At 29.1% G+C, this 20185-nt stretch carries 9 protein-coding genes and 1 other annotated feature; all 9 genes read left to right on the top strand.

Annotation, left to right across the window (positions count from 1 at the left end; translation table 11 throughout):
* Window positions 1–265: 265 nt before the first annotated feature.
* Window positions 266–374, top strand: a sequence feature (ribosomal protein L10 leader region).
* A gap of 19 nt (window positions 375–393) precedes the next feature.
* The 9 genes from rplJ to AWT72_RS09460 all read left to right on the top strand — a co-directional run bounded on the left by rplJ (window position 394) and on the right by AWT72_RS09460 (window position 20097).
* Window positions 394–882: a 50S ribosomal protein L10 gene (gene rplJ, locus AWT72_RS04355; RefSeq protein WP_067141382.1), complete on the top strand. Its 489-nt coding sequence runs from the start codon at window positions 394–396 to the stop codon at window positions 880–882.
* A gap of 42 nt (window positions 883–924) precedes the next feature.
* Complete coding sequence (gene rplL / locus AWT72_RS04350; protein WP_067141379.1) at window positions 925–1293, top strand: 50S ribosomal protein L7/L12; 369 nt, start codon at window positions 925–927, stop codon at window positions 1291–1293.
* 123 nt (window positions 1294–1416) lie between these two features.
* Window positions 1417–4860 (top strand): DNA-directed RNA polymerase subunit beta, encoded by a 3444-nt coding sequence (gene rpoB / locus AWT72_RS04345; protein ID WP_067141377.1) that lies wholly within the window; start codon window positions 1417–1419, stop codon window positions 4858–4860.
* A gap of 13 nt (window positions 4861–4873) precedes the next feature.
* A complete protein-coding gene (gene rpoC, locus AWT72_RS04340; RefSeq protein WP_067141373.1) occupies window positions 4874–8818 on the top strand; it encodes a DNA-directed RNA polymerase subunit beta' in 3945 nt (1314 codons plus the stop codon).
* Between the two features lie 58 nt (window positions 8819–8876).
* Window positions 8877–9440 (top strand): guanylate kinase, encoded by a 564-nt coding sequence (gene gmk, locus AWT72_RS04335; RefSeq protein WP_067141371.1) that lies wholly within the window; start codon window positions 8877–8879, stop codon window positions 9438–9440.
* Window positions 9427–9609 (top strand): DNA-directed RNA polymerase subunit omega, encoded by a 183-nt coding sequence (locus tag AWT72_RS04330; RefSeq protein ID WP_067141368.1) that lies wholly within the window; start codon window positions 9427–9429, stop codon window positions 9607–9609. The genes gmk and AWT72_RS04330 overlap by 14 nt, the downstream gene beginning before the upstream one ends.
* A gap of 45 nt (window positions 9610–9654) precedes the next feature.
* On the top strand, window positions 9655–11430 hold the full coding sequence (gene dnaG, locus AWT72_RS04325; RefSeq protein ID WP_067141364.1) for a DNA primase: 1776 nt from the start codon (window positions 9655–9657) through the stop codon (window positions 11428–11430).
* Entirely contained in the window at window positions 11411–12517 is a 1107-nt protein-coding gene (gene rpoD, locus AWT72_RS04320) for an RNA polymerase sigma factor RpoD (protein WP_067141361.1), read from the top strand. The genes dnaG and rpoD overlap by 20 nt, the downstream gene beginning before the upstream one ends.
* Window positions 12518–13059: 542 nt before the next feature.
* Window positions 13060–20097: an OmpA family protein gene (locus AWT72_RS09460; protein WP_067141358.1), complete on the top strand. Its 7038-nt coding sequence runs from the start codon at window positions 13060–13062 to the stop codon at window positions 20095–20097.
* Window positions 20098–20185 lie beyond the last annotated feature (88 nt).

Below are 20185 nucleotides of genomic sequence, written 5' to 3'. Positions count from 1 at the left end.
TAATTTCTAAAATGTTAGCAATATCTTTTAAAGATATGTTTCGTGAATACAATTCACTAAATTGTTTAAGTTTTTTAGACATAAACGATCATCTCCTTTAATTTAATTTGTAATATATTTATATCACAAAAAATGGGTCAAATTAATGAACTTTTACGAAAAATTAAATGAGCTATTAAGGGCTCACTTTTGGTGAGCTTTCACAAATTAGTAGGAAAATTATAAAAAAAACTTGACATATTCTATTTAAAAGTGTAAAATACACTGTAAAAAGAAAAACAAGCCAAAGACAGTAGGTATAAAGGTAAATCCTACCGAGGTAGTAATTATATGTATATATATTTACCTCTGGCTAGAGGTTTTTTTGTTTAATATTTAGGAGGTGAAATGTATATGCCAGCACAATACAAGGTAGATGAAGTAGAAAGATTAGCGTCTAAATTAGAAGGAGCTAAAGCTGTTATATTTGTAGACTACAAAGGAATAACAGTTAATCAAGATACTAAGCTAAGAAAGTCAGCTAGAGAAAATAATGTAGAATATTTCGTAGCTAAAAATAGATTAGTAATATTAGCATTCAAAAAATTAGGGATTGAACCAAACTTTGGTGACTTATTGGAAGGAACAACTTCTTTTGCAGTAGGTTATGAAGATGCAGTAGGGCCTTCAAAAACAATTTATGAATTCGCAAAAGAAAATAAAAAAATTCAAATTAAAGGTGGATTCTATGATGGAAAAATCGCTGATAAAGAATTAATAGAAGCTTTAGCAAAACTACCATCAAGAGACGAAATGTTAGGTATGATTGCATATGGATTATTAAGTCCAGTTCGTATGTTAGCAGTTGCAATGACAAATGTTGCAGAACAAAAAGAAGCATAATAGCTTAGGAAATATTTAAATAAAAAATAGGAGGAAAATAGAATGGCTTTCAATAAAGAACAATTTATAGAAGATTTAAAAGCAATGACAGTTTTAGAATTAAAAGAAGTAGTAGAAGCAATAGAAGAAACATTTGGAGTTTCAGCACAACCAGTAGCAGTAGCAGGAGGAGCAGCAGGTGGAGCAGCAGTTGAAGAAAAATCAGAATTTGACGTTATATTAATGTCTGCTGGATCAAGCAAAATAGGTGTAATTAAAGAAGTAAGAGCAATTACAGGATTAGGATTAAAAGAAGCAAAAGAATTAGTTGAAACTAACGGTGCAAAAGTTAAAGAAGGAGTTTCTAAAGAAGAAGCTGAAGAAATTAAAGGTAAATTAGAAGCTGTTGGAGCAACAGTAGAAGTTAAGTAAATTTTAATATTCTAGACACTCTACGATTGTGGAGTGTCTTTTGTGCATTTCAAAAAAATTCGAAAATTCAAAAATTTTTAGTTTTAAATAATTTTTATAAAATCATTTATAGGAGGATAATAAATGACTAAACTGATAAACAGATACAGTTTTGGTAAGATAAAAGATAGAGGGCAAATGCCTAATTTTTTAGAATTCCAATTAAATTCTTATGAGGAATTTTTACAATCGAAAGTTGATCCTTTTCAAAGAGAAGATAAAGGATTTGAGGCAATATTTAGAGAAATATTTCCTATTGAATCTGGTAATGGTACTTTAAAATTAGAGTATCAATATTATGAATTACATGATAGTGAAGCACCTTTAAATGATGAGCTTGAATGTAAAAAAAGAGGGAAAACTTATTCGGGGCAATTAAAGGTAATGCTTAGATTAATAAATAATAAAACTGGTGAAATACAAGAATCATTGGTTCATTTTGGTGAAATTCCTTTAATGACAGATAAAGCAACATTTATAATTAATGGGGCAGAAAGAGTTGTAGTTTCTCAATTACATAGAGCACCAGGGATTACTTTTAATAAAGAATTAGATATGCAAACAGGTAAAGATATCTTTATAGGTAAAATAATACCATATAAAGGGACTTGGTTAGAGTTTGAAGTAGATAAGAAAGATTGTTTAAACGTAAAAATTGATAGAAGAAAAAAAGTTCCAGCAACAGTATTTTTAAAAGCTGTGGATTTTTTCAAGACTAATTTAGAAATTATAGATAGTTTTTTAGAAACTAAAACTATAAATTTAAAAGAGATAAAAAAAGAATATCCAAAAGAGGAAATAATAGGTATCTTAAAATCTAGATTAGAAGGTTCTTTTGCAAAAGATGATATTTTAAATGAAGCAACTGGGGAATATTTAATAGAGAGTGGTAAAAGAATAGATGAATTAACTATTGAAAATATGGTTAAAATAGGATTAGAAAAACTTAATTATTGGGAAGTAAAACCAGAAGATCAACCATTGGCAAATTCAATAATGACAGATATAACAAATAATTCAGATGAAGCTATAATTGAAATATACAAAAAATTAAGACCAGGAGATTTAGTAACATTAGAAAGTGCTAGAACACTGATAAAACCTATGTTCTTTAATCCGCAAAGATATGATTTAGCTAATGTTGGAAGATATAAGATAAATAAAAGATTAAAATTAAATTTACCTGATACAGAAATAGTAATAACAAAAGAAGATATAGTTGCAACTATTAACTACATAAGAAAACTTATGAGAGGTGAAGGAACTACTGATGATATAGACAATTTATCTAATAGACGTGTTCGTGGAGTTGGAGAATTATTAGCCATACAAATTAAAGGTGGAATAATAAAAATGGCTAAAATGGTAAGAGAAAAAATGACTACACAAGATATTAATACATTAACATCTCAAAGTTTATTAAATATTAAACCTTTAAATGCTTTAATATTAGAATTCTTTGGTAGTGGTCAATTATCACAATTCATGGATCAGTCTAATCCTTTGAGTGAATTAACTCATAAAAGAAGAATATCAGCATTAGGACCGGGCGGACTTTCAAGAGATAGAGCAGGATTTGAAGTGCGTGACGTTCATAACTCACACTATGGTAGAATATGTCCTATAGAAACACCAGAAGGACCTAATATAGGATTAATATCTTCACTTTCAACTTATGGTAAGGTTAATAAGTATGGATTTATAGAAACACCTTATGTAAAAGTAAAAGATGGAGTAGCAGACTTTAATGATATACATTATTTAGGAGCAGATGAGGAAGAAGGACTATTTATAGCCCAAGCAGATACACCTACAAATGAAAAGGGTGAATTATTATCTGATCCTGTGTGTAGATATGATGATGAGATAGTAACAATAGATAAAAATAAAGTTGATTTAATGGATGTATCACCTAAGCAATTAGTATCAGTTTCAGCAGGATTAATACCATTTTTAGAACATGATGATGCTAACCGTGCGTTAATGGGTTCAAACATGCAAAGACAAGCAGTACCATTACTTAAAACAGAAGCTCCTTTGGTTGGAACAGGTTTAGAAAGAAAAGTTGCAATAGATTCAGGAGCAGTTATAACTTCTGAAGTAGCAGGATATGTTAGTGCTGTTGATGCTAAAAAAATAGTAGTAACAGATAAAAATGGAAATGAATACTTATATAGATTATTAAATTTTGAAAAATCTAATCAATCTATGTGTTTACATCAAAAACCTATAGTTGATTTAGGACAAAAAGTTAAAAAAGGACAAATTTTAGCAGATGGACCATCAACTTCTGGTGGAGATTTAGCATTAGGTAGAAATATATTAATAGCATTTATGCCTTGGGAAGGATACAACTACGAGGATGCTATATTAATATCAGAAAGATTAAGAAAAGATGATGTATTTACTTCACTTCATATAGAAGAATTTGATGTAGAATCAAGAACTACTAAATTAGGAGATGAAGAAATAACTCGTGAAATACCTAATATATCAGAAGAAGCTCTTAAAAACTTAGATGAAAGAGGAGTAATAAGGGTTGGAGCATATGTTAAACCTGATGATATATTAGTAGGTAAGGTGACTCCAAAAGGAGAAACTGAACCACCAGCAGAAGAAAAACTATTAAGAGCAATATTCGGTGATAAGGCAAAAGATGTTAGAGATACTTCTTTAAGATTACCACATGGGGTTAAAGGAACAGTAGTTGAAGTATTAGAGTTATCAAAAGAAAATGGAGATGACTTAAAAGCAGGCGTAAATAAATTAATAAGAATATATATAGCAGAAAAAAGAAAAATAACTGTTGGAGATAAAATGTCTGGTAGACATGGTAATAAAGGTATAGTATCAAGAATATTACCTGTTGAAGATATGCCACACTTAGAGGATGGAACACCTGTTGATATTTGTTTAAATCCATTAGGAGTACCATCGCGTATGAATATAGGACAAGTATTGGAAGTGCATTTAGGATTAGCCTTAGGAACATTAGGTGAATATATAGCAACACCTGTATTTGATGGAGCTAGTGAAAAAGATGTACAAGATAAATTAGAAGAAGCAGGATTTTCAAGAACAGGTAAGGTTAAGTTAATTGATGGTAGAACAGGACAAGCATTTGATAATCCAGTAACAGTTGGTAGAATGTATATGTTAAAATTACACCATTTAGTTGAAGATAAGATGCATGCAAGAGCAATAGGACCTTATTCATTAGTAACACAACAACCATTAGGTGGTAAGGCACAATTCGGTGGACAAAGATTAGGTGAAATGGAAGTATGGGCATTAGAAGCCTATGGGGCATCTAATATTTTACAAGAGATGTTAACAGTTAAATCTGATGATATTAACGGAAGAACTAAAACTTATGAAGCTATTGTAAAAGGGCAATCAATGCCTGAGGCAGAAGCACCAGAATCATTTAAAGTTTTAATGAAGGAATTTCAATCATTGGGGTTAGATATTAACCTTTATGATAATGATGGAGAAAGAATAGAATTAGATAATAATGTAGATATGTAAGGAGTCTTATTTAATGAGTATAAGAGATTTTGATAGTATTCAAATAAAGTTAGCTTCACCAGAAAAGATATTAAGTTGGTCTTATGGAGAAGTTACAAAAGCTGAAACAATAAATTATAGAACATTAAAGCCAGAAGCAAACGGACTTTTTTGTGAAAAAATATTTGGCCCAGCTAAAGATTATGAATGTGCTTGTGGAAAATATAAAAGGTTAAAACATAAAGGTATTAAATGTGAAAGATGCGGCGTTGATGTTACTACTTCTAAAGTTAGAAGAGAAAGAATGGGACATATAGAATTAGCTGCACCCATAGCACATATATGGTACTCTAAGGGTACACCTAATAAAATGAGTATTTTACTAGGAGTATCTACAAAAGATTTAGAAGCAGTGTTATATCATTCTAAATATATAATAATAGAAGGAAATGATGAGTATTCAAGAGGAAGTATAATCCAAAGTAGAGAATACGAAAACATTAAACAAAGAAAAATTAAAGTTATTGCTAAAATGGGGGCAGAAGGTATATTAGAATTACTTGAAAGTCTTGATTTAGAAAAAATGGAAAAAGATTTAGAAGTAGAACTTGAAGCAACTAATTCAGTACAAAAAAGAAAAAAAATAATAAAAAGATTAAACATTTTAAGAGATTTAATTCAATCAGGTAATAGACCTGAATGGATGATATTAACTATACTACCAGTAATGCCAGCAGATTTAAGACCTATGGTTCAATTAGATGGTGGTCGTTTTGCAACCTCTGATTTAAATGATTTATATAGAAGAGTTATAAATAGAAATGCAAGACTTAAAAAGTTAATGGAAATAAATGCTCCTGAAACAATGATTAAAAATGAAAAAAGAATGTTACAAGAAGCAGTTGATTGTTTAATAGACAATGGTAGAAGAGGAAAAGCAATACTTTCTCAAAATAATAGAGAATTAAAATCTTTATCTTCTATACTAAAAGGGAAACAAGGAAGATTTAGACAAAATTTATTAGGTAAGCGTGTGGATTATTCAGGAAGATCTGTTATAGTCGTAGGACCAGATTTAAAAATGAACCAATGTGGATTGCCTAAGAAAATGGCATTGGAACTATATAAACCTTTCTTAATGAGAGAATTAGTTAAAAGAGAATTAGCAATAAATATTAAAATTGCAAAAAGAATGGTTGAAGAAGAAGATGAGTGTATATGGGATTTAATTGAAGAAATAATTAAAAATCACCCTGTTTTATTAAACAGAGCCCCAACATTACATAGATTATCTATACAAGCATTTGAACCTACTTTAATAGAAGGTAAGGCTATAAGATTACACCCATTAGTATGTTCTGCATTTAATGCCGATTTTGATGGAGACCAAATGGCTGTTCATTTGGTATTATCACCAGAAGCACAAATGGAAGCGAAAATATTAATGATGTCAACTAATAATATTTTATCACCTTCAAGTGGTAAACCTATAGCAGTTCCTTCGCAAGATATGGTTATGGGATGTTATTACATGACTAAATCAAGAAAAGGTGAAAAAGGAGAAGGTTTAGTATTCTCTAATAAAAATCAATTAGTAACAGCTTATCAAAATAAAAAGATAGAAACACATGCCATAGTTAAGGTTAAAATAGATGGAGAATTAGTAGAAACAACAGCAGGAAGACTTATGTTTGCAACTATGTTACCAAAAGAAGTCAGAAATTATAACAAAACTTATGGTAAAAAAGAAATATCTAATTTGATTATAGAATTATATAAAAAATATGGTTCGCAAATTACTTCTGAGTTATTAGATAAGATAAAAGAATTTGGTTATCATTATAGTACCTTAGCAGGAATTACAGTAAGTGTTGAAGATTTAGAAATACCTGCAAGTAAAAAAACTTTATTAGAAGAAGCAGATAAAAAAGTTTTAGCTGTTGATGAAGAATATAGACAAGGTAAGATAATAAACGAGGAAAGATACAGAAGAACGGTTGAAATTTGGTCAGAAGTTACTGAAAAAGTTACAGAAGATATGATGGACAACCTAGATGAATTTAACTCAGTATACATGATGGCAACTTCAGGAGCCAGAGGATCTACAGCACAAATGCGTCAATTAGGTGGAATGCGTGGACTTATGGCAGATACACAAGGTAGAATTATGGAAAAACCAATTAAAGCCAACTTTAGAGAAGGCTTAAGTGTCTTAGACTTCTTTATGTCTTCACATGGTGCTAGAAAAGGATCTGCTGATACGGCTTTAAGAACTGCCGATTCAGGATATTTAACAAGAAGATTAGTTGATATTTCTCATGAAGTTATAGTTAATAGAGATGACTGTGGATGCCTACCAAATGGAATTAAAGTTTCTAATTTAGTAGAATCAGGAGAGATTATTGAAAAATTATCTGAAAGAATATATGGTAGAAATTTAGCTGTTGATTTAATTCATGAAGATAAAGTAATAGCAAAAGCTAATACATTAATTGATGATGAGTTATTAGCTGAAATTGAAGCTTTAGAAATATCAGAAGTTATATTAAGAAGTCCACTTACATGTAAACTTGAAAAAGGGGTATGTAAGAAATGTTATGGTATAGATTTATCTAATCATAAAGAAATTCTTAAAGGAGAAGCTGTTGGAGTTATAGCAGCGCAATCAATAGGAGAACCAGGAACACAACTTACAATGCGTACTTTCCATACAGGTGGAGTAGCTACTGCATCTAGTGTACAAAGTGATTTTAAAGCAGAAATAACTGGTAAAATTAAATATGTTGATTTAGAAATGGCAGAAGATGTACACGGAGAAGAAGTTGTTGTTTCTCAAAATGCGAGAGCAATAATTGGAAAATATAGATATGAAATACCTAGTGGATCTAAACTTAAATATGAAAATGGAGCAAAGGTAACTAAAGGTAGTGTAATAGCAGAATTCGATCCTCACCAAACACCGATAATTACAAAAGAATCAGGTAAGATTGAATATAGAGATATATATATTAAAGAAAATATAGATATTAAATATAATGTTGTTGAAAAACTAGCAGTTAAACCTTCTGAAAATACAGAAATTAATCCAAGAGCAATTATTTATGGTAAAAATAATAAAAAAATTGCTGAATATAGTATACCATATGGAGCATATTTAATGTTTAGTTCTGGAGAAAAAGTTAAAGCAGGACAAACTATTGCTAAAATAATTAAAACAGGAGAAGGTAATAAAGATATTACAGGTGGACTTCCTAGAATACAAGAATTATTTGAAGCAAGAAATCCAAAAGGTAAATCAGTATTATCAGATGTTACAGGTAGAGTAATATTTAAAGATGATATAAAAAATAAAAGAGGAGCTAAAACAATTTCTATTGTAGACGCTGAAACAGGAGCTGAAATTAAGCAATATATTATACAAGGTGGAGAACGTTTAGTAGTAACTAATGAAACCCTTATAGAAAAAGGTGCTAAAATTACAGATGGACCTATATCACCACATGATATTTTAAGAATTAAAGGGGAAGTAGAAGCCCAACAATTTATATTAGAATCAGTGCAAGGTGTATATAGAGGACAAGGAGTTACTGTTAATGATAAACATATAGAAATAATAGTTAAGCAAATGTTCCAAAAAGTAAAAATTGTTGATTCAGGTGCTACTTTATTCCTAGAGGATGAATTGGTAGATAAGAGAATTATAGAAAAAGAAAATGAAATGTTAAGAGCTAAAGGTAAAAAAGAAGCTACTTATGAACCTATAATTCAAGGTATAACAAAAGCAGCCGTTAATACAGAAAGCTTTATATCTGCATCATCATTCCAAGAAACAACTAAGGTTCTAGCTAATGCTGCTATTGAAGGAAAAGTAGATAGATTAGAAGGTCTTAAAGAAAATGTTATTATAGGTAAAAAAATACCTGGTGGTACAGGATTTAGAGATTATAAGGAATTAACTGTTGAACATGTAGAAAAATAATAGAAAGGAGACAGTCAATTTTAAATTGGCTGTTCTCATTTTAAAATTAAGGAGAACAATGCAAGGAAAATTATTTATAGTTTCAGGACCTTCTGGTTCAGGGAAATCAACTATAACAAAAATAGTAAGAGATAAGTTAAATATACCTTTATCAATATCGGCGACTAGTAGAAAACCTAGAGTTGGAGAAATTGATGGAGTTGATTATTATTTTGTTACAAAAGAAGAATTTGAGAAGAAAATAGAAAGAAATGAATTTTTTGAATATGCTAATGTTCATGGGAATTATTACGGGACTTTAATTTCAGTGGTAGAAAAAGAATTAAGTAAAGGTAATAATATAATTTTAGAAATAGATGTACAAGGAGCAGTAATCGCTAAACAAAAATATTCTGACATAGTGCTAATATTTTGTAAGGTTGCAGATGATGAGATTTTAGAAAAAAGATTAAGAGACAGAAAAACAGATAGTAATGAAGTGATAGAGAAAAGATTAATTAATGCGAAAAAAGAGTTAGAGTATGAAAAATACTATGATTATACTATAATTAACGACGATTTGGAAGAATCTATAAACATGTTAGAAAAAATAATAAAAGGTGAGTATAATGAAAAAAAATAAAATAACAGTTGATGAATTACTAAATGTGATACCTAATAAATATGAATTAGCTATAGTTTGTGGAAAACTTGTTAGAGAAAAAATGACCGCAGGAGATAAAAAACATGAAGTAATGGATGATGTTTTTAAAGAGATTTTGGAAAATAAAATAGAAATTAAAGAAAATTAATTTGACAAATTCTAATAACGCAATATACTATTATAAGAGGGACAAATGAAAGATAATCAAAAAAACTCAAAAGATAAACTATTAGAGAAAATAGATATAGTTACCTTTATATCAGAGTATGTAGATTTAAGAAAATCTGGTTCAGGTTATATTGGTTATTCACCTTTTAAAGAGGAGAATACCCCTTCATTTAGTGTTGCACCAAATAAAAATATATTTAAAGATTTTAGTACAGGCATAGGTGGAGATGTAATAAAATTCTATAGTTTAATGGAAAAAATTAGCTATAAAGAGGCCTTAATAGAACTGTCTAAAAGATATAATGTTAAATTAGACAATGTAGTATATAAGATTGATGAAAATGAGAAAAGTTATTTAGAATTATCAAAAGTTAATGAACATTTTCAAAAAAATCTTAAAAATTCTACAAAAGCACTAAAGTATCTAGAAAGTAGAGCATATACTAATGAAGATATAGAAAATTTTGGACTAGGTTATGCGACAGATACATATAATGATTTATACAATAAATTTGATAATGAAATATTAGAAGAATTAGGTTTAATTAAGTTTAACAAACAATATTACGATACTTTTGTAAATAGAATTACCTTTCCTATTTATAATATAAATAGGAAAATAGTTGGTTTTGGTGCAAGAGATATAAGTAATGATGAAAAATCAGCAAAATATTTAAATTCTAAGGAAACTAAAATTTTTGTAAAAGGTAATGAAGTATTTGGTTTATTTGATGGTGGAGTTAAAATAAGGGAATATAACTCGTGTATATTGGTGGAAGGATTTTTTGATGTACTTAGATTACATCAAAATAATATAAAAAATACCATAGCAAGTCTTGGAACAGCACTTACAGAAAAGCAAGCATTTTTAATAAGTAAAATGACTAAAAACATAGTAATCGCTTATGATGATGACAATGCAGGTAAAGAAGCCAAGATAAGAAGTATAAATATACTTAATAAATATGGGTTTAATATCAAAATAATGAATTTGGAAAATCTTGCAAAAGATCCAGATGAATTTATATTTAAATATGGAAAAGACAAATTTATAGAACTACTTAATAAATCAATAGATGCGTTTGACTTTTTATACATTCATTATTCTAAATCATATGATATGACTAAGATAGCATCAAAAATATCAGTAATTAATGATTTAAAAGACTATTTTTCAAGTTTTTCAAGTGCTATACATTTTGAAAACAATTTAAAAAAACTGTCAGCTAGATTAGAAATTAATTATGATGTATTAGAAAAAGAAATAATTTTTAAAAATATTAATGCAGAAAAAATAAGTACTAAGAAAAAAATAAATTCTGAAAATGAAGAACAAAAATTAAGTAAATCTAAACAATTAGAAGAACTTACAATTTATCTTCTTTATAGGAGACAAGAAGAAAGAAAGAAATATACTAACTTTATTTTTGCTGGAGAATATAGTGATATTTTAGAAAAACTCGTAAAATCAGATTTTAATGAAAATAATTTAGATAAAGAAGATTATGAAACTTTGGGACACATAATAACAAAATATGAAGACAAATATACAAAAGAGGATTACAGAAATAAAATATATTCAAAATGGGTAGAAGCATATATCAAAGATTCGCTAAACTATATTATGATATATACTGGAGGAAATCTTTCAAAAATGCCAAGCGATATGTACGTTAAGTACATAGAATATATTAATAAATTAAAGAAAATAAATATTATAAATAGGGAAGAAACAGAGAAATTATTTTCAGAATATTTAGAATACGAAGGAAGGAATTTGCATGTCTTATCAAATAAATGATTTAAAGAGTGATTTGTCAAATATCTTAAAAGAAGCTAAATCAAAAGGTGAAATCAGCAGGAGGCAATTAGAGGATCTATTTTTAAAAAGAATAGGTAAGGAAAAATTAGAACAATTTATCCTTAAAATGGAATCACAAGGAATAAAGATTATAAATGAAAAATTAAATTTAACTACTATACCTTATGATAAAATAGATGATGAAGAAGTTCAAAAAATGCTTAATGATGATATAATGAAAATTGCAGATCAATTAAATGTTGATGAACCGATTAAGATGTATCTTCGTGAGATAGGAAACATTCCATTATTAAATCATGCACAAGAAATAGAATTAGCACAAAAAGTACTAGAAGATGATGAAGATGCCAAGAAAAAGCTAATAGAATCAAATTTAAGGTTAGTTGTTAGTATTGCCAAAAAACATACTAATAGGGGTTTAAAATTATTAGATCTTATACAAGAAGGTAATATGGGTCTTATTAAAGCGGTAGAAAAATTTGAACATGAAAAAGGGTTTAAATTTTCAACTTATGCAACATGGTGGATAAGACAGGCAATAACGAGAGCAATAGCCGATCAAGGTAGAACAATAAGAATACCAGTACATATGATAGAGACAATAAATAAAATAAAAAAAGAAAGTAGAATGATACTTCAAAAAACAGGGAAAGAGCCAAGTCCTGATGAATTATCTAAAAAACTTGATATACCAATAGATAAGGTTAAAAGTATTTTAGAGATGAATCAAGATCCAATTTCACTTGAAACGCCAGTTGGTAGTGAAGAAGATAGTCAATTAGGGGATTTTGTTGAAGATGATAAATTTTTAAATCCTTATGATGCAACTACTAGGGTATTATTAAGAGAAAAACTTGAATCTATTTTAAAAGAAGCTCTTAATGAAAGAGAGGAAATGGTTTTAAGACATAGATTTGGATTAGATGATGGAGCACCCAAAACATTAGAAGAAGTTGGTAAAATATTTGATGTAACAAGAGAAAGAATAAGACAAATAGAAGTTAAAGCTATAAATAAATTAAAGGGTAAAAAATATACTTCAAATTTAGAAAATTATAGAAAGTAAATAATTATAAAATTGTTACAAAATAACCTAATTATATAAAAGATGGAAAAATTAGAAACTTAAATGTACTAATTATTCATCTTTTTTTATTTAAAAAAAATTGGAATTATAATAATTAGTTTAAAAATTAGTTATTTTTAATAGTTATTTTTACATATGGTGGAACAAATTTAAAATTAAATTGTTCAATATTAAAGAAGTAATATTAAACTAACATAAATTAAGTAAAATTTTGAAGGGGGAATATAAAAGTCTATTAAAGACTTTTTAATACATTGTTTTTATATTTATTAATAAAAAAAAATAAATAAAAAAAGTCTATTTTTGTTAATTAAAATTAATGAAATTTGACAAGTAGGGGGAGGGGTATGGTATAATATATACATATAATTAAGACTTGTATAAAAAAATAAAAGAGAAATTTTAAAATTATTTAGTTAGACATAAATATTAAGACTTTAAAATCCGTTAAATACTATTAATCAAAGTTTAGATTTTTATTTAAAATTTATACAATAATTTGTTTAAAAGGAGATAATATTATGAAGAATGATTTTAATAAAAATTTAAAAAGATGGTTAAAGGGAAAACTTAAAGTAACTCAGGCTACAATTATTGCATTTTTAATAAGCGGTAGTTTTTCTATGGCTGACTATGCTGTTGGAGGGGGAACTGCAGCTAATGATGCTGTGGGAATAGCAGGAGAAGCAACTGGAGATTTATCAATAGCTATAGGTGGAAGAGGAACAAAAGCCACTAAACAACAAAATATTGCTATAGGGGTAAAAAATACTATAGCGGATGGGAATCAATCTATAGCAATTGGTGGAGATACAAGTGCTTTAGGTGATTCTTCAATTTCTATTGGTGGAGATGATTTAGATTTTGTAGCGCATAAAGGAAGACCACCTAAGTGGAATGATTATACAATGACTAACAAACAGTTTAATAATAGTAATGTTGCTAAACGATATTATAAAGAAACAGGAAAATGGTTAGTTGATAATACTAGACCTAATTCTGCGAATGGAACAGGTCGTTATATCAATACTACTGCAAAGGGACCTGGTTCTGTTGTTGTAGGTACACAATCTTTTGCATTAGGTGCTTTATCAACAGCAGTTGGTACAGGCTCAAGAGCAATGGCATTTGGTTCAACAGCATTTGGTATAGGAGCTAATGCAAATAAATCAAATTCAGTAGCACTAGGTGCAGGCTCTGACACTAATACTAATGCAGAATATTCTTCAAAAACAATTATCCCTATATTAAACTCAGATGGGACACCAACCGGTAAAAATATGGTATACGATAATTATGCAGGAAGAGATGCGGGTGGAAATGCTATTAATCCAGGGGATCAAGTTTCAGTTGGTTCAGTTGGTTTTGAAAGACAAATAAAAAATGTTTCACCAGCAATAATCAGTGCAACAAGTACAGATGCAGTAAATGGTTCACAATTATTCTCAGTGGCTAATAAATTACAAACAAAAATAAAAGAATCTGGATGGAATTTATTAGGAAATGGAACTAAAAAAGATTTGGTAAAAACAAATGATAAGGTAGATTTCATAAATGGAAAAGCAACAATAGCAAAAGTAACAACAGATGGAGCAAAGAAAAAGAGTAAAATAACATTTGATGTAAATACAGATGATACAACTATAACAGTAAATTCTGCAAATAAAATAAAAGCAGTAACTGGTAAAATAGAAGCAGGAACTGGTACAGATGAAGGTAAAGTTAAATCAAAAACAGGTGATGAAAAGAAATTAGCAACAGTAGATGAAGTTGCAAAAGCAATAAATTCAGCAAGTCATAAAGTTGAAGGTAAAAATACTAATGCTCAAGTAACAAAAAATGATGGAGAAGCAACAATAAAAGCAGGAGATACATTATCAATAGAAGCAGGAAAGAATTTAGATTTAGAAGTAGATTCAACAGGTAAATTTAAATTGTCAACTGCTAAAGAAGTAGAATTTGATAAGGTAACAGTTGGACCAGTAATAATAGATAAAACAGATGGAATAAATGCAGGAAGTAAAAAAATAACTAATGTATTAGCAGGAACTGATGATAAAGATGCGGTAAATGTTAAACAATTAAAAGAAGCTAAATCAACAGTAGAAAGCATAACGCCAGATCAATTGACAGTAACAACAAAAACTCAAGCAGATAAAAGCACTAAATATGAAGTTGGGGTTAAAACAGGAGAAATATCTAAATCAACAGCTAAACCAGGAACAGTTGAAGTAAAAGCAGGAGATGAAAAGAAATTAGCAACAGTAGATGAAGTTGCAAAAGCAATAAATTCAGCAAGTCATAAAGTTGAAGGTAAAAATACTAATGCTCAAGTAACAAAAAATGATGGAGAAGCAACAATAAAAGCAGGAGATACATTATCAATAGAAGCAGGAAAGAATTTAGATTTAGAAGTAGATTCAACAGGTAAATTTAAATTGTCAACTGCTAAAGAAGTAGAATTTGATAAGGTAACAGTTGGACCAGTAATAATAGATAAAACAAATGGAATAAATGCAGGAAGTAAAAAAATAACTAATGTAACAGCAGGAACTAATGATACAGATGCAGTAAATGTATCACAACTTAATGATAAAGTAGCTAATTCAGGATGGAACTTACTAGGAAATGGGACTAAAAAAGATTTAATAACAGCAGGAAAAGAAGTAAACTTTATAAATGGAAAAGCAACAACGGCAGTAGTTACTAGTTCAAATGGAAAAACAGATATAAAATATGACATAAATGTAGATGATGCAACAATAGAAGTAGCAAATAATAAAATACAAGCAAAAACAGGAAAAATATCTGAATCAACGGCTAAACCAGGGACAGTTGAAGCAAAATCAGGAGATGAAAATAAATTAACAACGGTAGGAGAAGTATCTGAAGCATTAAACAATGCAAGTCATAAGATAAAAGGAACAAATACAGAAGCGCAAGCAACAGGAACAGATGGAGTAGCAACAGTAAAAGCAGGAGATACATTAACATTAGAGGCAGGAAAGAATTTAAAATTAGATGTAGATAAGGCAACAGGTGGATTTAAAATATCAACTGCTAAAGAAGTAGAATTTGAAAAAGTTACAGTTGGACCAGTAATAATAGATAAAACAGATGGAATAAATGCAGGAAGTAAGAAAATAACTAATGTATTGGCAGGAACTGCTGACACAGATGCAGTAAATGTATCGCAGCTTAAAAACTTAACTAGTGCAGCCAAAACAGTAGTTGAAAGTACAACAAAAGATCAATTAGAAGTAGTGGAAGAACTACAAGCAGATAAGAGTGTAAAATACAAATTAGGTATTAAAACTGAAGCATTAACATTAGATAATGATAAAGGTACAGTAAATACACCAACAAAAGCTAGTAGTTTAGCAACAGTAGGTAATGTAACAGAAATGATAAATGGAGCAGGTTTTAATTTATTAGGAAATGGTACTAAAAAAGATTTAATAACTGCAGGAAATTCTATTGATTTCTTGAATGGAAAAGCAACAACGGCAGTAGTTACTAGTTCAAATGGAAAAACAGATATAAAATATGACATAAATGTAGATGATGCAACAATAGAAGTAGCAAATAATAAAATACAAGCAAAAACAGGAAAAATATCTGAATCAACGGCTAAACCAGGGACAGTTGAAGCAAAATCAGGAGATGAAAATAAATTAACAACAGTGAGTGAAGTTGCAAAAGCAATAAATTCAGCAAGCCATAAAGTATCAGGGAAAAATACTGATGCACAAGCAGTAGGAACAGATGGAGTAGCAACAGTAAAAGCAGGAGATACATTAACATTAGAGGCAGGAAAGAATTTAAAATTAGATGTAGATAAGGCAACAGGTGGATTTAAAATATCAACTGCTAAAGAAGTAGAATTTGAAAAAGTTACAGTTGGACCAGTAATAATAGATAAAACAGATGGAATAAATGCAGGAAGTAAGAAAATAACTAATGTATTGGCAGGAACTGCTGACACAGATGCAGTAAATGTATCACAGCTTAAAAACTTAACTAGTGCAGCCAAAACAGTAGTTGAAAGTACAACAAAAGATCAATTAGAAGTAGTGGAAGAACTACAAGCAGATAAGAGTGTAAAATACAAATTAGGTATTAAAACTGAAGCATTAACATTAGATAAAGATAAAGGAACAGTAAATACACCAACAAAAGCTAGTAGTTTAGCAACAGTAGGTAATGTAACAGAAATGATAAATGGAGCAGGCTTTAATTTACTAGGAAATGGGACTAAAAAAGATTTAATAACTGCAGGAAATTCTATTGATTTCTTGAATGGAAAAGCAACAACGGCAGTAGTTACTAGTTCAAATGGAAAAACAGATATAAAATATGACATAAATGTAGATGATGCAACGATAGAAATAGTTGATAAAAAAATACAAGCAAAAACTGGAAAAATAGAAAAAAATGCAGATGGAACAACAAAATCAAAAGCAGGGGATGAAAAGAAATTAGCAACAGTAGGAGAAGTATCTGAAGCATTAAACAATGCAAGTCATAAGATAAAAGGAACAAATACGGAAGCACAGGCAACAGGAAAAGATGGAGTAGCAACAGTAAAATCAGGAAAAACTGTAACAATAGAAGCAGGAAAGAATTTAAAAGTAGACGTAGATGGAACAACAGGAATATTTAAATTATCAACAGCAAAAGAAGTAGGATTTGATAAAGTTACAGTGGGTAATGTTATAATAGACAAGACAACAAATAAAATAACAGGACTTGCACCAGGTTTAATATCGGCGACAAGTACAGATGCAGTAAATGGTTCACAACTTCATAATTTAACTAATACAATAAATAATTCTGGTTGGAACTTACTAGGAAACGAAGCACAAAAAGATTTAGTAAAAGCGGGAGATTCTGTTGATTTCTTAGATGGAAATGCAACAACAGCCAAAGTAGTAACAGATGGAGCAAATAAAAAAAATACAATAACTTTTGATATAAATACAGATAATAAGACTATAGAAATAGTTGATAAAAAAATACAAGCAAAAACTGGTGAAATAGAAGAAAATCCAGATGGAACAGCAAAATCAAAAGCAGGAGATGAAGCAAAATTAACAACTGTGGGTGAAGTTGCAAAAGCAATAAATAAAGCAAGCCATAAGATAAAAGGTGCAAATTCAGATATACAAGCAACAGGAAAAGATGGAGAAGCAACAGTAAAATCAGGAAAAACTGTAACAATAGAAGCAGGAAAGAATTTAAAAGTAGATGTAGATGCTAAAACAGGTAAATTTACATTATCAACAGCGAAAGAAGTAGATTTTGATAAAGTAAAAGTTGGAGACGTAGAAATTACAAAAACTGATGGAATAAATGCAGGAAACAAGAAAATAACTAATGTAGTAGCAGGAACTAATGATACTGATGCAGTAAATGTATCACAACTTAATGATAAAGTAGCTAATTCAGGGTGGAACTTACTAGGAAATGGAGAACAAAAAGACTTAGTAAAAGCAGATGATAAAGTAGATTTTGTAAATGGAAATGCAACAAAGGTAACAGTAACAACAGAAGCATCAGGAAAGAAAACTGATATAAAAGTTGATATAAATACAGATGACAAAACTATAGAAATAGTTGATAATAAGATACAAGCCAAAACTGGAAAAATAGAAAAAAATGCAGATGGAACAACAAAATCAAAAGCAGGAGATGAAAAGAAATTAGCAACAGTAGAAGAAGTATCTAATGCTTTAAATAATGCAAGCCATAAAATAGCAGGAACAAATACAGATGCACAAGCAACAGGAAAAGATGGAGAAACAGAAGTAAAGACAGGAAAAACTGTAACAATAGAAGCAGGAAAGAATTTAAAAGTAGACGTAGATGCTAAAACAGGTAAATTTACATTATCAACGGCAAAAGAAGTAGATTTTGATAAAGTAAAAGTTGGAGACGTAGAAATTACAAAGGCTGATGGAATAAATGCAGGAAATAAGAAAATAACTAATGTAGCAGCAGGAACTGATGATACAGATGCAGTAAACTATGGACAACTTAAAAATTTAACTAATGCAGCAAAAACAGTAGTTGAAAGCACAACAAAAGATCAATTAGAAGTAGTAGAAGAAAAACAAGTAGATAAGAGTGTAAAATATAAGTTAGGTATTAAGACTGAAGCATTAACATTAAATAAAGATAAAGGAACAGTAAATACACCAACAAAGGCTAATAGTTTAGCAACTGTGGGTAATGTAACAGAAATGATAAATGGAGCAGGCTTTAATTTATTAGGAAATGGTACTAAAAAAGATTTAATAACAGCAGGAAAAGAAGTAAACTTCATAGATGGAAAAGCAACAACAGCAATAGTTACTAGTTCAAATGGTAAAACAGATATAAAATATGACATAAATACAGATGACAAAACTATAGAAATAGTTGATAATAAGATACAAGCCAAAACTGGAAAAATAGAAAAAAATGCAGATGGAGCAACAAAATCAAAAGCAGGAGATGAAAATAAATTAGCAACAGTAGGAGAAGTATCTGAAGCACTAAACAATGCAAGTCATAAAATAGCAGGAACAAATACAGATACACAGGCAACAGGAACAAATGGAGAAACAGAAGTAAAAGCAGGAAAAACTGTAACAATAGAAGCAGGAAAGAATTTAAAAGTAGACGTGGATGGTACAACAGGTAAATTTACATTATCAACAGCAAAAGAAATAGATTTTGAAAAAATTACAATTGGTGGAGTGGTTATAGATAAAACTACTGGTATTGATGCAGGTGGCAAAAAAATAAGCAATGTTGGGGCTGGAACAAATCCGACTGATGCAGTAAATGTATCGCAATTAAATAAATCTAACGATAAATTAAAAGGTGGAGTAGCAGGTGCAATAGCAACAGCAATGATACCACAAGTAACATACAATAGATTATTTAGTATAGGAGCTGGAGTATCATATTATGATAAAAATGGTGCAATAGCAGTTGGTATATCAGGTCAAGATAGAAATAAGAGAGTAGTTTATAAAATAGCAGGTGGTGTAGACTTTACAGGTAACTTTAATTTAGGAGCAGGTATAAATTATAATTTTGGTAGAGAAGATAAAACTATAGTTAAATCAATAAGTAATTCTCCAGATTTAAAAAATATACAAGAGCAAATTGATGATTTAAAGGCAAAAAATGCGGAATTAGAAAACAAATTAGATAATGCAATTAGAAAATCTATTAAATTTACTGTTACAGACTTTGATTTAGATAAATTCAAAATTAAGCCTGAACAAATTGCTAAACTTAAAAATATAGTAGAAATAATAAATTCTAATTATACAGACAGAGTTGTAGAAATAATTGGTTATACTGATACAGCTTATAAAGAAAAATATAATTTAAAATTAGGATTAAATCGTGCTAAAGTTGTAAAAGCAATGTTATATGAATTAGGATTAAACCAAGATATTAATATTTTAATTAGATCAAGAGGTTATAATGAAATAACTGACGGAAATCCAGAAAAATTAAGAAGAGTTGAAATCTTAGTAAATCATTTTGATAAGTATAATTAAAAATAATAAAAACGAGAGTGCGGTAAAAAGTCTGTAACTTCTCAAAAATCAAAAATAAGGGTTGAATAAATCCTCTTATGGTATATAA

Origin of the sequence: Oceanivirga salmonicida (genome assembly GCF_001517915.1) — a bacterium.
Lineage (GTDB): Bacteria > Fusobacteriota > Fusobacteriia > Fusobacteriales > Leptotrichiaceae > Oceanivirga > Oceanivirga salmonicida.
Note: the sequence above shows the minus strand (reverse complement) of the source record. Positions and strands in the feature narration are given on the sequence as shown.

Bases quoted from the DNA above. Each gene is read 5' to 3' on its own strand.
- rpoB (WP_067141377.1), top strand. From the start codon at position 1,417: ATGACTAAACTGATAAACAGATACAGTTTTGGTAAGATAAAAGATAGA.
- rpoD (WP_067141361.1), top strand. From the start codon at position 11,411: ATGTCTTATCAAATAAATGATTTAAAGAGTGATTTGTCAAATATCTTA.
- AWT72_RS04330 (WP_067141368.1), top strand. From the start codon at position 9,427: ATGAAAAAAAATAAAATAACAGTTGATGAATTACTAAATGTGATACCT.
- rplJ (WP_067141382.1), top strand. From the start codon at position 394: ATGCCAGCACAATACAAGGTAGATGAAGTAGAAAGATTAGCGTCTAAA.
- gmk (WP_067141371.1), top strand. From the start codon at position 8,877: ATGCAAGGAAAATTATTTATAGTTTCAGGACCTTCTGGTTCAGGGAAA.
- rplL (WP_067141379.1), top strand. From the start codon at position 925: ATGGCTTTCAATAAAGAACAATTTATAGAAGATTTAAAAGCAATGACA.
- dnaG (WP_067141364.1), top strand. From the start codon at position 9,655: ATGAAAGATAATCAAAAAAACTCAAAAGATAAACTATTAGAGAAAATA.
- rpoC (WP_067141373.1), top strand. From the start codon at position 4,874: ATGAGTATAAGAGATTTTGATAGTATTCAAATAAAGTTAGCTTCACCA.
- AWT72_RS09460 (WP_067141358.1), top strand. From the start codon at position 13,060: ATGAAGAATGATTTTAATAAAAATTTAAAAAGATGGTTAAAGGGAAAA.